This is a genomic window from Treponema denticola, from assembly GCF_024181405.1.
In the GTDB taxonomy this organism is placed as follows: domain Bacteria; phylum Spirochaetota; class Spirochaetia; order Treponematales; family Treponemataceae; genus Treponema_B; species Treponema_B denticola_D.
In genome coordinates this window covers 566650-585212 of sequence record NZ_CP051302.1, presented here as the reverse complement: position 1 = coordinate 585212, position 18563 = coordinate 566650, and the positions used below count along the sequence as shown (strand labels likewise).

At 37.9% G+C, this 18563-nt stretch carries 18 protein-coding genes; 1 reads left to right on the top strand and 17 read right to left on the bottom strand.

Annotated features, from left to right (window positions below; genetic code table 11):
* Positions 1-12: 12 nt before the first annotated feature.
* The 17 genes from flgC to mraZ are packed head-to-tail and all read right to left on the bottom strand — an operon-like array spanning position 13 to position 16279.
* Positions 13-468: a flagellar basal body rod protein FlgC gene (flgC, locus tag HGJ18_RS02680; RefSeq protein ID WP_002668462.1), complete on the bottom strand. Its 456-nt coding sequence runs from the start codon at positions 466-468 to the stop codon at positions 13-15.
* 23 nt (positions 469-491) lie between these two features.
* Positions 492-911, bottom strand: coding sequence for a flagellar basal body rod protein FlgB (gene flgB / locus HGJ18_RS02675; protein WP_002668460.1), 420 nt, complete (start codon positions 909-911; stop codon positions 492-494).
* A 51-nt stretch (positions 912-962) separates the two neighbouring features.
* Positions 963-2417: an ATP-dependent protease ATPase subunit HslU gene (gene hslU / locus HGJ18_RS02670; protein ID WP_253697547.1), complete on the bottom strand. Its 1455-nt coding sequence runs from the start codon at positions 2415-2417 to the stop codon at positions 963-965.
* Positions 2417-2953 carry an ATP-dependent protease subunit HslV gene (gene hslV, locus HGJ18_RS02665; RefSeq protein ID WP_253697546.1) on the bottom strand — a complete coding sequence of 179 codons (537 nt, stop codon included), beginning with the start codon at positions 2951-2953 and terminating at the stop codon, positions 2417-2419. The genes hslU and hslV overlap by 1 nt, the downstream gene beginning before the upstream one ends.
* A gap of 13 nt (positions 2954-2966) precedes the next feature.
* Complete coding sequence (locus tag HGJ18_RS02660; RefSeq protein WP_253697545.1) at positions 2967-3884, bottom strand: tyrosine recombinase XerC; 918 nt, start codon at positions 3882-3884, stop codon at positions 2967-2969.
* Entirely contained in the window at positions 3877-6042 is a 2166-nt protein-coding gene (gene topA, locus HGJ18_RS02655) for a type I DNA topoisomerase (RefSeq protein ID WP_253697544.1), read from the bottom strand. Before topA ends, HGJ18_RS02660 begins: the two co-directional genes overlap by 8 nt.
* Before the next feature lie 18 nt (positions 6043-6060).
* The gene (gene dprA, locus HGJ18_RS02650; RefSeq protein ID WP_253697543.1) at positions 6061-6993 is read right to left on the bottom strand and encodes a DNA-processing protein DprA; all 933 of its coding nucleotides are present in this window, start codon (positions 6991-6993) and stop codon (positions 6061-6063) included.
* A gap of 3 nt (positions 6994-6996) precedes the next feature.
* Positions 6997-7719: a tetratricopeptide repeat protein gene (locus HGJ18_RS02645; RefSeq protein WP_253697542.1), complete on the bottom strand. Its 723-nt coding sequence runs from the start codon at positions 7717-7719 to the stop codon at positions 6997-6999.
* Positions 7716-8630, bottom strand: a complete 915-nt coding sequence (locus HGJ18_RS02640; protein WP_187115764.1) for a site-specific tyrosine recombinase — start codon at positions 8628-8630, stop codon at positions 7716-7718. Before HGJ18_RS02640 ends, HGJ18_RS02645 begins: the two co-directional genes overlap by 4 nt.
* A 14-nt stretch (positions 8631-8644) precedes the next feature.
* Entirely contained in the window at positions 8645-9928 is a 1284-nt protein-coding gene (ftsZ, locus tag HGJ18_RS02635) for a cell division protein FtsZ (protein WP_010699172.1), read from the bottom strand.
* A 25-nt stretch (positions 9929-9953) separates the two neighbouring features.
* Positions 9954-11198: a cell division protein FtsA gene (ftsA, locus tag HGJ18_RS02630; RefSeq protein ID WP_253697541.1), complete on the bottom strand. Its 1245-nt coding sequence runs from the start codon at positions 11196-11198 to the stop codon at positions 9954-9956.
* The gene (locus HGJ18_RS02625) at positions 11191-12048 is read right to left on the bottom strand and encodes a cell division protein FtsQ/DivIB (RefSeq protein WP_253697540.1); all 858 of its coding nucleotides are present in this window, start codon (positions 12046-12048) and stop codon (positions 11191-11193) included. Before HGJ18_RS02625 ends, ftsA begins: the two co-directional genes overlap by 8 nt.
* A complete protein-coding gene (gene ftsW / locus HGJ18_RS02620; RefSeq protein ID WP_253697539.1) occupies positions 12049-13182 on the bottom strand; it encodes a putative lipid II flippase FtsW in 1134 nt (377 codons plus the stop codon).
* A complete protein-coding gene (locus tag HGJ18_RS02615) occupies positions 13183-14613 on the bottom strand; it encodes a UDP-N-acetylmuramoyl-tripeptide--D-alanyl-D-alanine ligase (protein ID WP_253697538.1) in 1431 nt (476 codons plus the stop codon).
* Entirely contained in the window at positions 14606-14890 is a 285-nt protein-coding gene (locus HGJ18_RS02610) for an FtsB/FtsL family cell division protein (RefSeq protein ID WP_253697537.1), read from the bottom strand. The genes HGJ18_RS02615 and HGJ18_RS02610 overlap by 8 nt, the downstream gene beginning before the upstream one ends.
* A 1-nt stretch (position 14891) precedes the next feature.
* Entirely contained in the window at positions 14892-15839 is a 948-nt protein-coding gene (gene rsmH / locus HGJ18_RS02605) for a 16S rRNA (cytosine(1402)-N(4))-methyltransferase RsmH (protein ID WP_253697536.1), read from the bottom strand.
* Positions 15840-15844: 5 nt separating this feature from the next.
* Positions 15845-16279, bottom strand: coding sequence for a division/cell wall cluster transcriptional repressor MraZ (gene mraZ, locus HGJ18_RS02600; RefSeq protein ID WP_253698307.1), 435 nt, complete (start codon positions 16277-16279; stop codon positions 15845-15847).
* Positions 16280-16472: 193 nt separating this feature from the next.
* On the opposite strand from mraZ, the gene HGJ18_RS02595 reads away from it, so the two are divergent.
* A complete protein-coding gene (locus HGJ18_RS02595) occupies positions 16473-18530 on the top strand; it encodes a prolyl oligopeptidase family serine peptidase (RefSeq protein WP_253697535.1) in 2058 nt (685 codons plus the stop codon).
* Positions 18531-18563 lie beyond the last annotated feature (33 nt).

The window sequence follows — 18563 nt, the reverse complement described above, 5'->3', positions numbered from 1 at the left end:
TTATCGTTCATTTTATCTTGCAATATCCAAGGCTCTTTGGAACATATCCTTTGCACCGTTTACAACGGCAAGGTTTGCCTCATAAGCTCTTGAAGCCGAAATTAAATCTACCATTTCGGTAACTATGTTTACATTCGGATACTCTACATATCCTTCCTTAGGGCCGTACTTTAAAGCCTTAGGATGGGTCGGATCATAAACCCAACGGGTATCGGAAGTATCTTTTTCTATCGAAAGAACTTTAACGCCCTCACCTACTCCCCTTTCTATATTTTGAGGAGTAAAAGGAGTCTGCCAGTCGATACCGCTTTTCTTTTGGCCGACTATTACACGGCTTCTTTTAAAAGGACCGCCTTCTTGGGTTTCCAAGCTTGAAGCGTTTGCAATATTGTTTGATATTACATCGGTTCTAAGACGCTCTACACCCATTCCCGTAGCTGCAATATTTATACTCGTAAACAATCCCATATTTTTTCCTCCGATTCCTTATTCTACTTTAAAACCGATTGTACCTGATTGTACTGAAAACCTGCCATCATACTTAAAAGCTGATACTGCATTTGAATCTTTAATACCTTCATAGCTTCATCTTCAGGGTTTACATTATTTCCGTTTGCTTTTTCGGCAGTCAAATAATCCAAAACACGCACAGGCTCAACCGTTTTATAATCTATAGGCTCATTTGATTTTATATGCAAGGGATGAGTCGTTGCAAGCTGAAAAGCTCCTTTTGCATTTTTTTCCGAATCAAAGGCTCTTTTTAACTCCGATTCAAAATTTACCTCAGTCCTCTTAAAATTAGGAACATCCGAATTTGCAAGGTTATTTGATGTAACGGTATAGCGTAAAGAGTTTACATCCAAGGCTCTGTGCAGTATATCCGTTGTTCTTAAAAAACTATTAAAACCCATAATTCACTCCTAAGGATATTTTCGGCAAATTTTAAATACCCCTTAACCATATTATAGAATATATCGGGATAAATCCTGATCCTGTACTATATCTTTTAACCTTTCATCCACATAGGCTACATCGATTTTTACCGTTTCGCCTCCCATTTCGCTTGCATTAAACGAAATATCTTCTAAAAGCATTTCCATAATCGTATGGAGCCTTCTGGCCCCAATGTTTTCGTTTTTGCTGTTTACATCGGCAGCCAAAAAACTCATCCTATCAATGGCTTCATCTAAAAATTCTATTTTTACACCTTCGGTTTCCAAAAGCTCTGCATACTGTTTGGTCAAAGCATTTTTAGGTTCGAGGAGAATGCGTTTAAAATCTTCTGCATGCAAGGCTTCAAGCTCTACGCGCAAGGGAAAGCGTCCTTGAAATTCAGGGATTAAATCGCTCGGCTTTGATACGCTAAAAGCTCCTGCTGCTATAAAAAGAATGTGACGGGTATCGACAACGCCGTACTTAGTGGAAACCTTAGAGCCTTCAACTATGGGAAGAATATCGCGCTGAACACCCTCTCGCGAAACATCGGGCCCGCCTCCTCGATCCGAACGGGAAGCGACCTTATCGATTTCGTCAATAAATATAATTCCCATCTGCTCGACCCTTTGCTTTGCCTCGTCCGTTACCTTATCATGATCTACCATTCGGTCAAGCTGTTCGGCCATTATAATTTCGCGGGCTTCTTTTACGCTTACGTTTTTGCGTTTCGATTTTGCTCCGCCCATGAGCATACTGGAAATATTAGACATTGCAGATTCAATATCTTCCATATTTGAACCGCCTGCAAAAAACTCGAATGTGGGAGTTCCCATGGAAGGAGAAATAGTAACCTCAACCATCTTATCTTCGAGTTTCTTTTCGCGGAGCATTACGCGGAATTTTTCCCTTGTGCCGCTCATATCGTTTTCATTTTGAGCCTTATGCTCTTCAACAGGAGCCGTAGAACTCATACTTGGAAGGATTATCGTTGTTCCGGCAGAGACTTGAGAAACATCTTGCGGCTGAGAGGCAGCTGCAGTTTTCTTTTTATTTGAACCGGGCAAAAGCAAATCCAATAAAGATTCCTCAGTATTTTTTTCTGCTTGCTCTTTTAGTTTTTCCTGCATTTCGCTTTTAACCATTGTGTAGCCGACAGCCATCAAATCCCTGATCATAGATTCGACATCGCGGCCTACGTAACCCACTTCAGTGTACTTTGTAGCTTCTACCTTTAAAAAAGGAGCTCCCGACAATTTTGCAAGCCGTCTTGCAATTTCGGTTTTACCTACACCCGTAGGCCCTATCATCAAAATATTTTTAGGAGCTATTTCATCTCTGATTTCTTCGGGAAGTTTGAGACGTCGCATTCTGTTACGAAGAGCAATAGCAACGGCTCTTTTCGCCTTGTTTTGTCCTATGATATATTTATCCAGTTCTGCAACAGTTTGTTTAGGTGTCAAATCTTTTAATTCTTCGTTCATTATATTTCCTCCATAACTATCTTTCCGTTTGTGTAAATACATATCTTTCCTGCAATCTGTAAACTCTTTTCCGCAATTTCACGGGCAGAAAGGTTTGTGTTTTGCATCAAAGCCAAAGCAGAAGCATAAGCATAATTTCCTCCGGAGCCTATTGCAAGTACATCTTCTTCAGGCTCTATAACATCTCCGTTTCCCGAAATTAAAAGAGTAGTCTTTGCGTCAGCCACAAGTAAGAGGGCCTGCAAGTTTTTGAGCATCTTATCGGTGCGCCAATCTTTTGCAAGCTCTACCGCAGCTCTGGTAAGGTCTCCTGAAAATTCTTTTACCCTGATTTCAAATTTTTCCAAAAGAGTAAAGGCATCGGCCGTTGCTCCGGCAAAGCCCGTTATAATTTTTCCGTCATAAATTTTTCTTACCTTTCGGGCATTTCCCTTCATAACGGTTTCGCCCATGGTTACCTGTCCGTCTCCGGCCATAACAATTTTCCCGTCTTTTCTTACCGCAATCACCGTAGTACTTCTTATTTTTTGACTCATCTAAAACTCCTATCTATGAATGAGGATGAGCAGTCTTATATAAATTTTGAAGCTGCTCAGCCGTAATATGCGTATATCTTTGCGTGGTCGAAACACTTTCGTGTCCAAGCAATTCCTGTACAACCCTTATATCTGCTCCGCGTGTAATCAATGTCGATGCAAAGCTATGCCTAAAAGCATGGGGTGAAAGATGTTTTAATTCGGGAGATAACTCAACATATCTGTTTATTATATACCGAATTCCCCTGCTTGTTAAGGGTTGAGCCTTTTGATTTATAAAAAGAGCATCTCTAATTTTTCCCTTGCCGTCTTTTTGAACTTGGCCTTTAAACTTTCCAACCAAGTCAGACCTTTCTTTTAAATACTCCCTCAAATATTCTTTTGCAAATTCCGCAAAAAACACCTTTCTTTCTTTTTTACCTTTTCCGAAAACGATGGCATAAGAAAGCGTTTTATCCAAGTCTTTTATATCGAGCCCGGCTAATTCCGAAACACGGCAACCCGTAGAATAAAGAGAAGCAAATAAGGCAGCATCCCTTATTTCCCAAAGAATACCGGCATTTGAAGGCAGCTTACAAAACTCTTGTGCCTGTTTTGGAAACATAAACACAGGAAGTTTTTGAGCAAGTTTTAAATTTCTTACAGAAGATATAGGATTTATTTTTGTCAAATTGAACCTTAGAGCATATTTATAAAAACCTCTTAGCGTAGACATCATTCTGTTAATTGAAGCCGGAGCAATTTTTTTATCTGCAAGTTCTGCAATAAAAATCCTGATGTCCGAAGCCTTTAACTCAAAAGCATTTAAGTCAAGTTCTTTTAGCCATTCTTCAAAAATAATCAAATCGTTTTTATAAGAATCTATTGTTGCCTTTGTAAATTGCCGCACTCCCGCACTATATGTGAGGTAGCTTTCAAATACTTCATTCATTGCTTCTGTCCACCTCCACATCTTCTACACCTTCAACTACACTGTGTAAATAATCGCAATTAGGATTAATACAAGCCTTATAGTTTCCGTTTTTCTTATCATACTTTTCTACCATAAACCAGCCGCATTTAGGACAAGAGGCATTGATAGGTTTAAAGTGCGAAATAAAATCACATTCGGGAAAATGTGTACATCCGTAAAATTCTTTTCCCCTCTTTTTAGATTTACGTGCGATTATGTCTCCGCCGCAGCCTTCCCGCGGACATTTTGCCAAAGGAATTGATTTTGTATTTTTACATTCAGGGAAGGCACTGCAAGCCAAAAACACCCCGAAACGGCCAAGTTTTTTTACCATCTTATTTCCGCATTTTTCGCAGACTATGTCCGTAGCTTCATCCAATGAACCTTTAATACTTTCTACATTTTCCAAGGCTGTATCTACTTTTTCTTTAAATGAACCGTAAAAACTTTCCATCAATTTAGGCCATTCTATTTTATTTTCAGCTACTTCGTCCAAGCGGTTTTCCATTCCGGCAGTAAAGTTTACATCTATTATTTCGGAAAAATTTTTGACTAAAAGATTGTTGATAATTCTTCCCAGCTGAGTCGGAACAAGCTGTTTATTAGATCTTGTTACATAATAACGTCCAAGTAAAACGGAAATAATAGGCGCATAGGTTGAAGGTCTTCCGATTCCTTTTTCTTCAAGCATTTTTACGATACTTGCATCCGTATAACGGGCAGGACCTTGAGTAAAATGCTGTTCAGGTCTTAAACTTTCAATACTTATTTCATCTCCCATCTTCATAGATGGAAGAGAAGTTCCTTTTTCGTCTTTTGAAATTAATGTTTTTGTAACCGTGTAAAAACCTTTTTCGGTTATCTTTGTAGAAGCTGCACGAAAAACGGCATCCCCCACTTTTATTTCATAACTCGATGTTTTTGTTTTTGCATTTTTCATTTGACTTGAAACAAAGCGTTCCCAAATCAAAGAGTAAAGTCTTAGCTGGTCACGGGTTAAGAATTCTTTTAAATAAGAAGGAGTATACTCAATGTATGTAGGACGAATTGCCTCGTGTGCATCCTGTGCTTTTTTCCCTGCTGCGTATACATTCGGCCCATCAGGCAATTCTTTAGGATGATTTTCATTAATCCATTTACGGACAGCCTCTATTGCCGTATCGGAAATTCTTACCGAATCGGTACGCATATAGGTAATCAAACCGACTCTGGTAGAACCGACAGCAACACCTTCATACAGCTGCTGGGCTACCTGCATTGTTTTTTTTGATGTAAAGCCTATTCTGTTTGCCGCAACCTGTTGTAATGTAGAAGTTGTAAACGGGGGGCGAGGCTTTATACTTTTTTCCGTTATCTTAATATCATCCACAACAGCAGGCAAGGACTTCAACTCATTGATGATTGCATCAACCTCTTTTTGATTTTTTAATTCAGGCTTATTATCCTTGTATTTTACAAGTTGAGCTTCAAAAGAAGTTTTATTGTATTTAAAATCTCCGTCAAGAGTCCAATACTCATCAGGAATAAAATTTTCAACTTCTTCTTCCCGTTCACAGATTAGACGCAATGCAACGGATTGAACACGGCCTGCCGACAATCCGTTTTTTACTTTTTGCCAAAGAAGCGGAGATAGGTTATAACCGACCAATCTATCCAAAACTCTTCTGGATTTTTGAGCATTTACCTTTCCCATATCTATATCCATGGGATTTTTTACGGCTTCTTGGATTGCATTGGGAGTAATTTCGTTAAAAACTATTCTTTTTATCGGAGAAGAACATTCCGGAAGCAAGGCTTCATGTAAATGAAAGGCGATAGCCTCCCCTTCTCTATCATTATCACTTGCAAGAAATACACCTGAAGATTTTTTTGCTTCCTTTTTTAATTCTTTTAAAATTTTAGCACGGCCCCGAACCGTTATATATTCGGGAGTGAAATTATGTTCTATATCGATTGCCAATCTGGATTTAGGCAAATCTATCAAATGACCCATCGAAGCTCTTACGATATAATCGCTTCCTAAATATTTTTCAATCGTCTTAGCCTTTGCAGGAGACTCGACTATAACCAAGCAATGCTGTTTTGTTTTTTTTGCAGTACGTTTAGTTTTTTTTGTTTCATTCATCGTGTTTTCCATAAATCAATACCTCATAATCTATAAATTAGTAAACAGCATATTTTGCTGATTATTTTTTAAATTATTTTCCGTAGGATATTTCCAGTCATGTAAAATATCATCTATGGATTTTATCGCAAATGCACCTTGTTCGTAAAGGGCTTTACCGCCTTCATTTTGTAAAGAATTAAGAAGAAGACCGCATACATAAACATCCCTGCCTTGCTCCAAGGCAAAATCTGCAGTAATAAGAGCTCCCGATTTTTTTGGAGCTTCTACAATTAAAACGGAACGTGAAAGTCCCGAAATAATTCTATTCCGTTCAGGAAAGCGATAGGACAAAGGTTCCGTTCCCGGAGCATATTCACTTAAAATACATCCGCCCGATTCCAAAATATTTGCAGCAAGTTTTTTATTTGAACGGGGATAAATCATTTCAGGCCCGCAGGCCAATACTGCCAAGGTCTTACCTTCTCCTTCAAGACAGCCCTTATGAGAAAAACAATCTATACCGAAAGCCAATCCCGAAACAACAGGAATATTTTTTTCGGCACTTTCTTTTCCCAAATTCAAGGCTTGTTCAATTCCGTCCCCCGTAGGCCGCCTTGTTCCTACCATCGCAAGCATAGGCTGTTCAGTTGACGGGAGTGTTCCGCGATAAAAGACGGTAAATGGATGATCCGGAATCTCCCTAAGCTGCGGGGGAAAATCCGAATCATAAAAATAAAGCATCTTTATATCATATGAGCTCATAAGTTTTATGCTTGAATCCGTAAGAGATCTAAGTAAATCTTTATCCCATTTTTTGGGTCTTACCTGCCGGCCGATAATTTCCGAAATATCTTTTAGAGAAAGCGACACAAGAGAAGATAAGGAATCGAGCTTTTCCGATAGAACAAGCTTTTCCCTTCCTTTGAGAAAATAGCAATGAGATAATCCTATGTACAAACTTTCTTTTTCGGATATCTTCACTTTTTATCTTCCTCCCGAACTCCTAATCTCCCTAATATTGCTTTCCGCTTTTGCTTTTTTTTCTGCGCTGCTTGAAATTTCGATAATGCGCTCATAAACGGCAATAGCTTTTTCATTTTCACCTGTCATATAATAAGCAGCCCCAAGTAAAAATAAATGATCTATAGGTTTCTTTTCCCATTCGGTAATTTTTTCTAAAATAGGAATTGCTTCGGCAGGACGATTTAATTCGAATATGTACAATACCGATATAGCATAAACAGCCTTTGCATGTTTAGGATTTATTTCAAGAGCACGCTTATAAGCGGAAACGGCAAGATCAAAATATCTTTTTTTCTCGATGTCGGTTCCGGTCAATTCAAAATCTAAAGAATTTTTTGCCGTTAAACTTGCAGCAAGACCGGCCTGATAAAATAAATTTTGATTCTCGGGATAATACTCCAATGCAGATTGAAAAGCTTTTAATGCTTTTTTATACATTTTTTGATCCATATATCTTGATCCGAGTATTTTATACCAAATACCTATCCTTTCTTCTGCAATCATTATATCGTCAACTCTTTTTTCATATTTTCTTATAGCATCCTTTAATTCGGCCTCCGTATTCGGATTGCTGACTCCTTCCTCCAATTCTTGAAGCCTTCGAATACTTGTAACCTTGTTACAGCTTCCCAATATAAAGATTAACAACAAAGTGATTATTACAAAACAAAATCTTTTTTTCATTTTATACCTCGTTCTAACTTTTTAGTATCAAAAAATTTATTATGATACATTTGTAAAGACTTATCCTCGATATGCGTATAAACTTGAGTTGTAGAAATATCGGAATGTCCCAAAAGACATTGAACAGACCTCAAATCCGCTCCTCCGGCAAGTAAATGCGTAGCATAAGAATGTCTTAAAGTATGAACCTTTGTTTCAATACCCGAAAAATTTGAAAGTTCATTTATTCTTTTCCAAATTCCCTTTCTGGTTAAAACAGCTCCTCTGTTATTTAAAAATACGGAACCTGAAATCAATGTGTTTTCAGGATGCTTAGGTTTTAATAGTTCGGTACGGGCTTCAAGTATATATTGCTTAAGCCAATACTTGGCGGCACTGCCGAAAGGAACAATTCTTTCTTTATTGCCCTTTCCCGTAACCTTAATTAAATCTTCATCATAAAAAATATCTTCCATTTTTAAATTAACAATCTCGCTGACTCTAAGACCTGCAGAATAAATAAGCTCAAATAAAGCCCTGTCTCTTATATTATTAGGAGAATCCAAAGGAATTGCAGCAAAAAGGCTGTCTACTTCATCCGGAGATAAGACCCTGGGCAGAGTCTTTTCCCTTTTAGGTCTTTCGATACTCTCACTCGGATTATCTTTTCTAACTCCTTCGATAATTAAAAATCTAAAAAAGGAATTAAGAGCTGCAATATCCTTGGCTATGGTTTTAGCCATAATTCCCGATTCGGATCTATTCAAAATAAAATCAATACAGTCGGCTTCTGTTGCATTTTCAATTAAACTATCGGACATATGCTCTTGAAATAATTGCAAAGTATTAATATAGGTTTGAGCTGTTGCTTTGGAATGAGATTCCGCTGAAATTAAAAATCCGTAAAAAGCCCGAAGCTGTATCTTTGTCAGTTTATTTCCCTCCCTTACCTTAAAACATTTTGATTTCTGTAATATGCAGGAGTTTCCAAATCACTTTCCATAGGCGGAACAATAGAGCTAAAAGAAGGCTTTCTTTCTGCAACATAGATATCTTCATAATGTTTTTCGGAAGATGCCTCACTCCTATTTCTTAATCCAAGCCCGGAAAGAGTAGGAGGCGTTGTTTTATTAACCTTAGTCCACTCTCTTGAGGTCATAAAAGAATCATCTGTAAATACCAAGTTTTCTGCATTATCACGAACAGGCTTCCTGTTAGAGGCTGCATCATCAATAGGAAACTTATCGTTTGATCTAAAACCCGTAGCAATAAGTGTAACAACAACTTTGTTTTCTACGGAAGGATCGATGGTTGCACCGAAAAAAGTAGCCACATCAGGATCTGCTCCGGCATTAATGATATCCATAATCTCAGAAAGCTCATGCATGGTTAGTTTTTCGCTTCCGCAAATATTTACCAAAAGATTTTTAGCCCCTTCAACTCTAGCTTCTTCAAGTAAAGGATTGTTAAGTGCATTTGTTGCAGCATCCACGGCCCTATTTTGTCCTTCGCCTACACCTACACCCATATGAGCATTACCCTGTGCTTTCATTACGGCTTTAACATCGGCTAGATCGACATTAATTTCTCCATGTTGGTAAATTAAATCAGATATACCTTGAACAGCCTGACGCAAAACATCATCAGCCTTTTTAAAAGCTTCCACAACAGGCGTTGAAGGATCTACCATATTCAATAAGTGTTGATTCGGAATAGTAATTACTGTGTCTACGGATTCTCTTAATTTCTTTATTCCTTCTTCTGCAAGGCTCATTCTTTTACGGCCTTCAAATGCAAACGGCTTTGTAACTACGGCAACGGTTAAAATCCCCTGTTCCTTAGCAATTTCGGCAATAATCGGAGCTGAGCCGGTACCTGTGCCCCCGCCCATGCCTGCCGTTATAAAAAGCATATCTGCATCTTTTATTGCATTTGCAATTATTTCTCGATCTTCGATTGCAGCCTGCTCTCCTATTTCAGGGTCTCCTCCTGAACCCAAGCCCTTGGTAATCTTTGTTCCTATAGGTAATTTTAAAGGAGCATTTGAATGACGTAAAGCCTGTAAATCGGTATTTGCAACTATAAAGTCAACATACCTCATATTGCTGGACATCATCCTATTTACGGCATTTGAACCGCCTCCTCCGGCGCCTATAACTTTTATTATAGCCGGAGTACCTGCATCGACAACCTCGTTATTTACCTTGTCTTCCATTACTTCATATAACATACCAATAACCCTCCCGTATGCAATTTTAAAATAATTCTTTTATAAAATTTTTTATTTTTGAAACAACAAGCCCCGAATTTTCTTTTCTGGAACTTGAAACCTTACCTATTTTATTTTGATCATCCAATTTATGCAATATTAATCCCAACACCGTAGCGAACTCCGGGCTTCGATATCGCCCTACAACTCCTCCTATAGTTGAAGGAATTCCCAGTCTGGCAGATTGCATATCGAATATTTCATCAGCTAATTCCGTTGTACCGTTTAGCAAGGCTCCGCCTCCGCATATTATAACGGAACCGCCAAGGCGGGAACCTTGCGTAAGGTCATCCACCTTATTTTTTACCATTACAAAAATTTCAGCCATGCGGGCTTGCAATATTTCGCAAATCTCACTTCTATAAATTTCTTCAGGTCCTCTTCCTCCAAAAGCCGGAATTAAAACCTGCTCATCTCTTTCAACAAAAGGCATCCAGCAGCATCCGCTTGATATTTTTATTTTTTCCGCCGTATCAAACGGAATACTTTTTACTATTGCAAGATCATTGGTAACCTGTATTCCGCCTACAGGTAATGCGGCCGTAATTATAGGTCCTCCGTTTTGCATAACAACTATATCGGTAGTGCCCGCTCCGATATCTATTAAAATTGAACCAAGCTCTTGTTCATCATTTGTCATAACAGCTCTTACATCCGCCAAACCGTTATGCATTAAGCCGTCTATATTTAAATCGGCTCTTTGGACACAGTTGGGAATATTTTTCATAGAGGTTGCTACACCCGTTATTAAATGAACCTCGGCTTCAAGTCTTGTACCTATCATATTTAGCGGATCTTTGATTCCACGCTGCCTATCTACCGTATAAGACTGAGGCACAACATGAATTATTTCTCTATCTCCTGTAAACTCAACAGCCTGTGCAGAATTAATTACTGCATCTATATCGGAGCGGTCGATTTCCTTATTATTTTTACCCTTGTCTCTTATAGGAAAAACACCCTTAGAGTTGACTCCCTCTATATGAACTCCGCCCAAGCCGACAGTACAATGGGAAATATCTACACCGGACATAACCTCAGCCTCATCAACAGCCTTATTTATACCCTGAACGGTATTCTCAATATTAGTGACAATACCCCGATGTATGCCCGTCGATTCACTCATACCGATACCCGTTATCTGTAAATGCCCTTCGTCATTTTTTTCGGCAACAACAACTCGAATATTTTTACTTCCTATATCCAAACCTACGATTATATCATCACTCATCTTTAGCCTCTCTTTTTATATAAACGGCATTAGCACCACGTAGATCAATTCCAATAATATTTTTTTCTAAATTTATATCCTTAACTACATCCAGAATAAGGATCATATATTGTAAAGATTCTTCCGTCAAAAATTTATTGGTTATAACCGATAACCTGCTCTTTACAGGATAGAGAATCAAATCATAACCTCCGTATTTTTTAGGTTGAATTTTTATTTCCGATATTTCATTTAATAAAACGGGATGTTTTTTTTGTAAAATATCCAACTGAACAAAAAGCTGAGAAAGTTTTTCGTTAACCTGCATACCTTCACGAGGACTTTTAAATGTAAGCCCTGTAATAATAGGCAAATTTGATTTAATAATAGGAGAACCTATCCTAAAAACCACGCCGTAACCGTCAATTTCCATTGGAACGGTTCTTCCTTCAACTTCGGTAAAAGCCAAAGCAACAGCCTTTCTTTCAACTATTTTAATTGAAACCTTATCGGGAAATTTCTTTTCTACGGTAACGGATGCAATTCCGGGATATGATACAAGTTTTTTAGAAATCTCGGAAGAATCTATAGAAAGCCATTTAGTATTACTTTCGATTCCTGCGAGTTTTTTTACTTCTATCGAACTTAAATCGGAACAACCCGAAATACTTACTGCTGCTATAGAACTATACGGTAAAATTATTGCATAATAAATAATCTCTCCCAATAAGAGCAAGACAAAACTAATAATAAGAAATCTAACTACTGCCGATTTAAGCTTTGATGATTTATTATCATTAATAACTTTTTCTTTAACATATGCATCATTCAAATATTCATTTTTTTTCCAAGTATACAAAATATCAGCCATCTATTTCTCCTTTTTATTCACATATCCTGATGCATTTAAAATTAGACCGCATAAAGAAAACGTAACTACCAATGATGATCCTCCTGATGAAAAAAAAGGAAGAGGTATTCCTGTGGCCGGAATCATTTTTGAAACAACAGCACAATTTACCAGTGACTGAGATACAATACAACTGACAGCCCCAAAAGCAACATAAGCGCCGAATCTGCTCTTACAGCCAAAAGCTATCCTATATCCGAAAAATGCAAAAAAAGCAAGTAATGCAATATAAAACACAACACCTATAAATCCCATTTCCTCAGCCCATACAACAAATATAAAATCGGAATATATTTCAGGCACACTTGCTACTTTACGTAAACCGTTTCCTAATCCTTGTCCCCAAACTCCACCGCTTGTCAATGCATTAAGAGCAGCCTGTATTTGAAAACCTGAATCCAAGGGGCTCCTTGAAGGATCCAAAAAAGATAGAACTCTTTCCATTCTATATTCTTTTGTTATAATCATTAAAATAAAGATTGGTGCAAAACTTACAAATCCTTTAATAAACCATAATATCGGAACACCTGCTATAAAGAACATCAAACCGGCTATAAAAAAGATAAACATCGAAGAAGAAAAGTCATTTTCCAAATATACCAAAAAAGCAAACAAAGATATTATAACAAAAGGCGTAATAATCGAAACTAAAGGCTGATCATAATTACCGTTCTTCTTGTCGAAAAAATTAGCTAAAAATAAAATTAAAGAAAGTTTTAAAAGCTCCGAAGGCTGAAACATAAAACCTGCAATATTTATCCATCGGGAAGCTCCGTTTCTTTCTTCTCCGATTCCGGGAATAAACGGAAGCAGACAAAAAATAAAAGTCGCAAGCATAATAAAAGGCAGCATTTTTCTTATTGTAGAAAAATCTACAAAGAGAAAAAACGTCATTGCAATGATACCTGCAATAAAATGTTTTATTTGCTTACCGACAAAATAAAGGTGATTGTCAAAAAAACGTTGAGCGTAATGAATAGAACCGGAATACAGGGTCGCAAAGCCGACGCCGAAAAGGAGAAGAACCGACATTGCAAAAACAAAGTCATACTTTTCAGAGTGAATATTTTTCTTTGCAATAATATGTTTCACCATTTAAATCTCCCCTTCTTTTAAAACGGATTCCAATCTTTCAAGTTCCATTGATCTTGAACCTTTTAATAAAACAAAATCATCTTTAGACAAATTTTCTTTAAGCTGTTCTTTTAATGCATCGAATTGATTTGTTTTAAACTTATATATTTTCTTTGAAGAAGAAACGTTCAAACCTTCAAAAGCGGAACAAATATCATCTCCAAAAAAGTATAAATTATCGGCATTTGATTTTAATGCATCTTCAATTATTTTTTTATGCTCATAGTCGGATTCAGCCCCCAGCTCAAGCATAGATGCCAAAACATAATGTTTTGCACATTCGGTATTTATAGAATCACAAAACTCTATTGCACTTTTCATCGAGTCGGGATTTGCATTATAGCAATCCAAAAAATAGGTTACAAAGCCGTACAAAACCTGCGATCTACCAAACAGAGGCCGCACGGCTTCTAAACCCGATTTAATTTCCTTAGCCGAAAAACCTTTTTTTTCCGCCAAGGCTATACATAAAAGAGCATTTTTTACATTATATACTCCGGGTAATGGGAATAAAATTTCTTCTCCTTTATAAAAAATTTTAGAACCTAATACACCGGCATCTTCAACCTTTTGTACCAATGAAGAATCATTATCTGAAACCGTAAAAACAGAACCATGAGGAATATCTTTTAAGAAATCCGTAAATTCACATTCAGGAATAAAGCCTAAAGAATCATTTTTAAAAAATGAAAAAATTTCTTTTTTTTCCTCAGCTATTGCCTGCTTTGTGCCGAGAATACCGATATGGGCAGTTCCTATGTTTGTAATTATAGCGGCGTTTGGTAAAAGAACGCTTGCTATTTCGGCTATCTCCCCCTTACGGTTCATGCCAAGCTCAAATATTCCGGCTTCATGTTCGGGCCTTACTTCAAAAACGGAAAGAGGTAAACCCGTTTCGGAATTTAAATTACCCTTTGTCGATACGGTATTATATTTTTTAGAATATATCGAAGTCAAAATTTCTTTTGTAGTTGTTTTACCGCTCGATCCCGTAATACCTATCTTATAAAGATTGGGAAATTTCGACAAATAATATCTTGCAGCATCCTGCAAAGCCTTTAAATTATTTTTTACGGCAACACATGAAGCATCGTACTTTTTGCACAAGGACAACAATGTAGTTTCATTTTCATCAAGATGATCAAAGTCAACAACAAAAAATTTAGTTCCATTCTTTAAGGCAGGCTCTATATAAATATGTCCATCCTGCTTTTCACCGCGCAAAGGAATAAAAAGAGAATTATTTTTTACATTACGGCTGTCTATGGCGACTGACGAAAAAAACCTCGATGTATCGGATTTATAAACAAGCCTTCCATCGGTACTTGTAAGCAATTCATCAAGAGTCATAAGAGAATAGTCTAAATTGTTGCTTAACTTTTCTCTAACCATCCTTATTCTCCTTTGAAATTGAAACCCTCAAAATCTCGGCCGACAAAGCTTTTCTCATTTTTAATTCTTCAACGGCAATTCTTTCGATACGCTCGGGCTTCGATAAAATAGAAATACCGGAAATTTTCTTTTTATTTTCCTCAATAATTTTAGACTGTTCCTTATTATAATCAGCCAAATCTCTTTCAACACTTGTATAACGCGAAGACTGCAAAACCACCGCAAACAAAAAAAGAGGAATAAACAATGTGAAAAGCACTGCAAGTATTTTTTTCATTTTAACTCTCCCGATAATCAATTTTACGCACAACCCTAAGGCGTGCACTCCTCGACGGAGGATTAAGCCTTATTTCCTCATCCGAAGCCTTAACGGCTTTTTTTGTTAAAACCTCAGCCCTAGGCCTGCCCCCGCACTTACATATCGGCATATTTTCGGGACAGGTACAGCTTTTCCCTAATTCTTTAAAATAGAACTTTACAATTCTATCCTCAAGAGAATGAAAAGTAATAAGCCCAAGCCGTCCGTTAGGAGCCAAAACCGAAAAAGCCGCTTCCAAAAGACGGGGCAGTCTATCAAGCTCTCCGTTCACTGCAATTCTAAGAGCTTGGAAAGTTTTTGTTGCAGGATGAATTTTTCCATGCCTGTAATTTTGAGGGACAGCCTTGTAAATACAATCAGCCAATTCTTTTGCAGTACTAAAAGCGGCCGCGGCCCTTTGCTCAACTATACGGGACGCTATCTTTCTTGAGTAACGCTCCTCACCATAATTAAAAATTAAATCCGCCAAATCTTTTTCGTTATAAGAATTGACAATATCGGCAGCACTCAACCTAAGCTCAGGATTCAGTCTCATATCCAATGGTTCGTCAGAAGAAAAAGAAAATCCCCTACCCGATTTTACATAGTGAAACATGGATATTCCCAAATCCAAAAGAATTAAATTTGGAGGAGCAGAGTCTTTCGGGTAATTTTTAAAAAACTCATCGGACCAGCCTAAGTGAAACCGGATGCGTTCACCGAAGGGCTTTAACCTTTCTTTTGCCCGTTCTTGAATAGAAACATCGGCATCAACGCCTATCGCATTCAGTTGAGGATATCTTTTTAAAAAAGCTTCAGTATGTCCGCCTTCTCCCAATGTTCCGTCTACAAAAATATTATCGGAAGCATCGGGTTTTAAGAATTCGAGACATTCCTCAAGCAAGACCGATGTATGAACTGGCTGCATAAGACCTAAAAACCTATATCACCCAAAGCTTCGGCAGCTTCAGAAAAATCCGGCTCACTCTCCTTTAAATATTTTTCATATTGCTTTAGGTCCCACAATTCAAAGTGTTTACCGAGACCTAAAATAATGCAGTCTTTTTCGAGCCCTGCACACTCGCGGAGGCTCTGGGGAATAGATATACGGCCGTTTTTATCAACCTCAATTTCTTGTGCCGGAGCAATTAAGCGTCTCATAACCAACAAGGATTGAGCTTTAAATAGGGAAGTTTTCTTCATGATCTCATCAGAAAACTTTTTCCATTTATCCGCAGTAAAAATCCAAAGACAGTTACCTACACCTCTTGTAATAACCAAATTTGAGTCGGGTAATTCTGCACGAATCCTAGCCGGAAACATAATTCTTCCTTTTTCATCAAGAGTATTCTTATATTCTCCGGTCATTGCAAAATTACCCACTTTTTACTACTTTCTCCCACTTAAACCCATTTTATCATAAAAATTTAGAATGTCAAGCGGTTTATATCGGAAAAGTGCATTTTTTTTAGTATTTTTAGTATTTTTTTAAACTACTTGAAAAAAAACATACTTTCTTCTATTATTTATCAAGATTTTAAAGTTTTTATAGGAGAAGATTATGCAATATAAAAAATCGGATGTTTCCGACAATTATTTTGGAACCATCGTGCCTGACCCGTACAGATGGCTTGAAGACGATAATGCACCCGAAGTCATAGCTTGGGTTAAAGACGAGAATAAAAAAACCGAAGAATTTTTATCCAAAATCTCGTTCAGAGGAGAGCTAAAAAAACGGCTTGAAGAAATTTGGGATTATGAAAAACGCTCAGGTCTTTTTAAGGCAGGAAATTTCTATTATTTTTTTAGAACGGAAGGCTTACAAAATCAAAGCATTATGTACCGCCAAAGCGGAAACATAAAGGCAGAAAGCTCTCCTGAAGTCTTTTTTGATCCGAACAAGCTAAGCTCGGACGGAACTACGGCCTTAAAAAATCTTGCCTTTTCCAAGGATGGAAGATACATGGCCTACTCCGTATCGGGAAGCGGCTCCGACTGGGAAGAAATCTTTGTCTTTGATGCCGAAAAAAAAGCCGATACGGGAGAACACATCCACTGGGTAAAATTTTCAAATATTGCATGGTATAAGGACGGCTTTTTTTACAGCTCATACGATGCTCCCGATAAAGGAAAATCTTTAACCGAAAAAAATGAGTTTCAAAAGCTCAAGTATCATAAACTTGGAACAAAAGAAAGCGATGACCTTCTCATTTTTGAGGACAAGGATCATCCCCTGCGCTCTTTTTCCGCAAGTACAACTGAAGACGAGAAAACCCTTCTTCTTACAGCTTTTGAAGTCGGAAGCGAGGGCAATATGCTCTTTGTTGCGGATCTAAGCGAAGGCCTTCCTAAATGTTCAGGCTGCTTTAAACAATACAACACTCATTTTAATGACAGTGTCTGGCCCCTTGAAACGGAAAGCGGCTTTTTATATTTATTAACCAATAAACAAGCTCCATTTTACCGAGTTGTAAAGACCTCTTTACACAATATCAGTGAAGAGTCCATCGATGAAGTGATTCCCCAAAAAGACTGCCTTTTATCAAGCGCGGCCCTTTGCGGAGGAAAACTTCTTACGGTTTACTTGAGGGATGTTCAGGATGAGGCCTTTATCTGCGGCCTTGATGGAAAAAACGGCACAAAAATAAATCTGCCTGCAAATGGAAGTATTTCTTTTTCAGGAACACGAAAAAATGAAGACTCTTTATTTTTCAATTTTACCTCTTATACAACTCCCAACAAAATCATACGCTATGATATAAAAACAAACAGTTTAACAGACTTTTTTGTTCCTGCCATTCCAATCAACACTGAAGACTTTAAATGCGAACAGGTCTTTTTTAAGAGCAAGGACGGAACAAAGATTCCTATGCACATTGTTTCAAAAAAAGATATTAAACTCGACGGAAATAACCCGACGATTCTGTATGGGTACGGAGGCTTTGCTATTTCTCTTCCGCCCGCCTTCTCTGCAGCCAGAATGGCCTTTTTGGAAAAAGGAGGCATCTTTGCCTGCGTAAATTTACGCGGCGGCCTTGAATACGGAGAAGCATGGCACTCAGCCGGAAAAAAGATGAAAAAACAAAACGTCTTCGACGATTTTATTGCAGCCGGCGAATATTTGATAGAACACAAATATACTTCAACCAAAAAACTTGCAATTCAAGGAGGCTCAAACGGAGGCCTTTTAATAGGAGCCGTAACAAACCAACGCCCCGATCTTTTTGCCGTTGCAATCCCTCAGGTTGGAGTCTTGGACATGCTCCGCTACCAGCATTTTACCATAGGCTGGGCTTGGGTCGATGAATACGGAAGCAGCGAGGACAGTAAGGAGATGTTTGAATATCTTTATGCTTACTCTCCCCTCCATAACGTAAAAGCAGGCATCAATTATCCTTCCATTATGGTATGTACAGGCGACCATGACGACAGGGTTGTTCCTGCACACTCCTTTAAGTATGCCCAAGCTCTGCATGACACTTACAAGGGAGAAAACCCTATCCTCATCCGTATAACCGAAAAAGCGGGCCACGGAGCCGGCAAACCCACTGCAAAGATAATAGAAGAAACGGCGGATATCTACGCCTTTATCTTTAAGCAAACCGGTCATATAATCTAAACCGATCAAGAGAGCCTTAAAAAAAGTTTTTTT

Excerpts from the sequence above, each read along its gene's own strand:
- HGJ18_RS02645 (WP_253697542.1), bottom strand. The coding sequence starts at position 7,719 with ATGAAAAAAAGATTTTGTTTTGTAATAATCACTTTGTTGTTAATCTTT.
- ftsA (WP_253697541.1), bottom strand. The coding sequence starts at position 11,198 with ATGAGTGATGATATAATCGTAGGTTTGGATATAGGAAGTAAAAATATT.
- topA (WP_253697544.1), bottom strand. The coding sequence starts at position 6,042 with ATGGAAAACACGATGAATGAAACAAAAAAAACTAAACGTACTGCAAAA.
- mraZ (WP_253698307.1), bottom strand. The coding sequence starts at position 16,279 with ATGACCGGAGAATATAAGAATACTCTTGATGAAAAAGGAAGAATTATG.
- HGJ18_RS02615 (WP_253697538.1), bottom strand. The coding sequence starts at position 14,613 with ATGGTTAGAGAAAAGTTAAGCAACAATTTAGACTATTCTCTTATGACT.
- HGJ18_RS02595 (WP_253697535.1), top strand. The coding sequence starts at position 16,473 with ATGCAATATAAAAAATCGGATGTTTCCGACAATTATTTTGGAACCATC.
- hslU (WP_253697547.1), bottom strand. The coding sequence starts at position 2,417 with ATGAACGAAGAATTAAAAGATTTGACACCTAAACAAACTGTTGCAGAA.
- flgC (WP_002668462.1), bottom strand. The coding sequence starts at position 468 with ATGGGATTGTTTACGAGTATAAATATTGCAGCTACGGGAATGGGTGTA.
- ftsZ (WP_010699172.1), bottom strand. The coding sequence starts at position 9,928 with ATGTTATATGAAGTAATGGAAGACAAGGTAAATAACGAGGTTGTCGAT.
- rsmH (WP_253697536.1), bottom strand. The coding sequence starts at position 15,839 with ATGCAGCCAGTTCATACATCGGTCTTGCTTGAGGAATGTCTCGAATTC.
- HGJ18_RS02625 (WP_253697540.1), bottom strand. The coding sequence starts at position 12,048 with ATGGCTGATATTTTGTATACTTGGAAAAAAAATGAATATTTGAATGAT.
- HGJ18_RS02610 (WP_253697537.1), bottom strand. The coding sequence starts at position 14,890 with ATGAAAAAAATACTTGCAGTGCTTTTCACATTGTTTATTCCTCTTTTT.
- ftsW (WP_253697539.1), bottom strand. The coding sequence starts at position 13,182 with ATGGTGAAACATATTATTGCAAAGAAAAATATTCACTCTGAAAAGTAT.
- flgB (WP_002668460.1), bottom strand. The coding sequence starts at position 911 with ATGGGTTTTAATAGTTTTTTAAGAACAACGGATATACTGCACAGAGCC.
- hslV (WP_253697546.1), bottom strand. The coding sequence starts at position 2,953 with ATGAGTCAAAAAATAAGAAGTACTACGGTGATTGCGGTAAGAAAAGAC.
- HGJ18_RS02660 (WP_253697545.1), bottom strand. The coding sequence starts at position 3,884 with ATGAATGAAGTATTTGAAAGCTACCTCACATATAGTGCGGGAGTGCGG.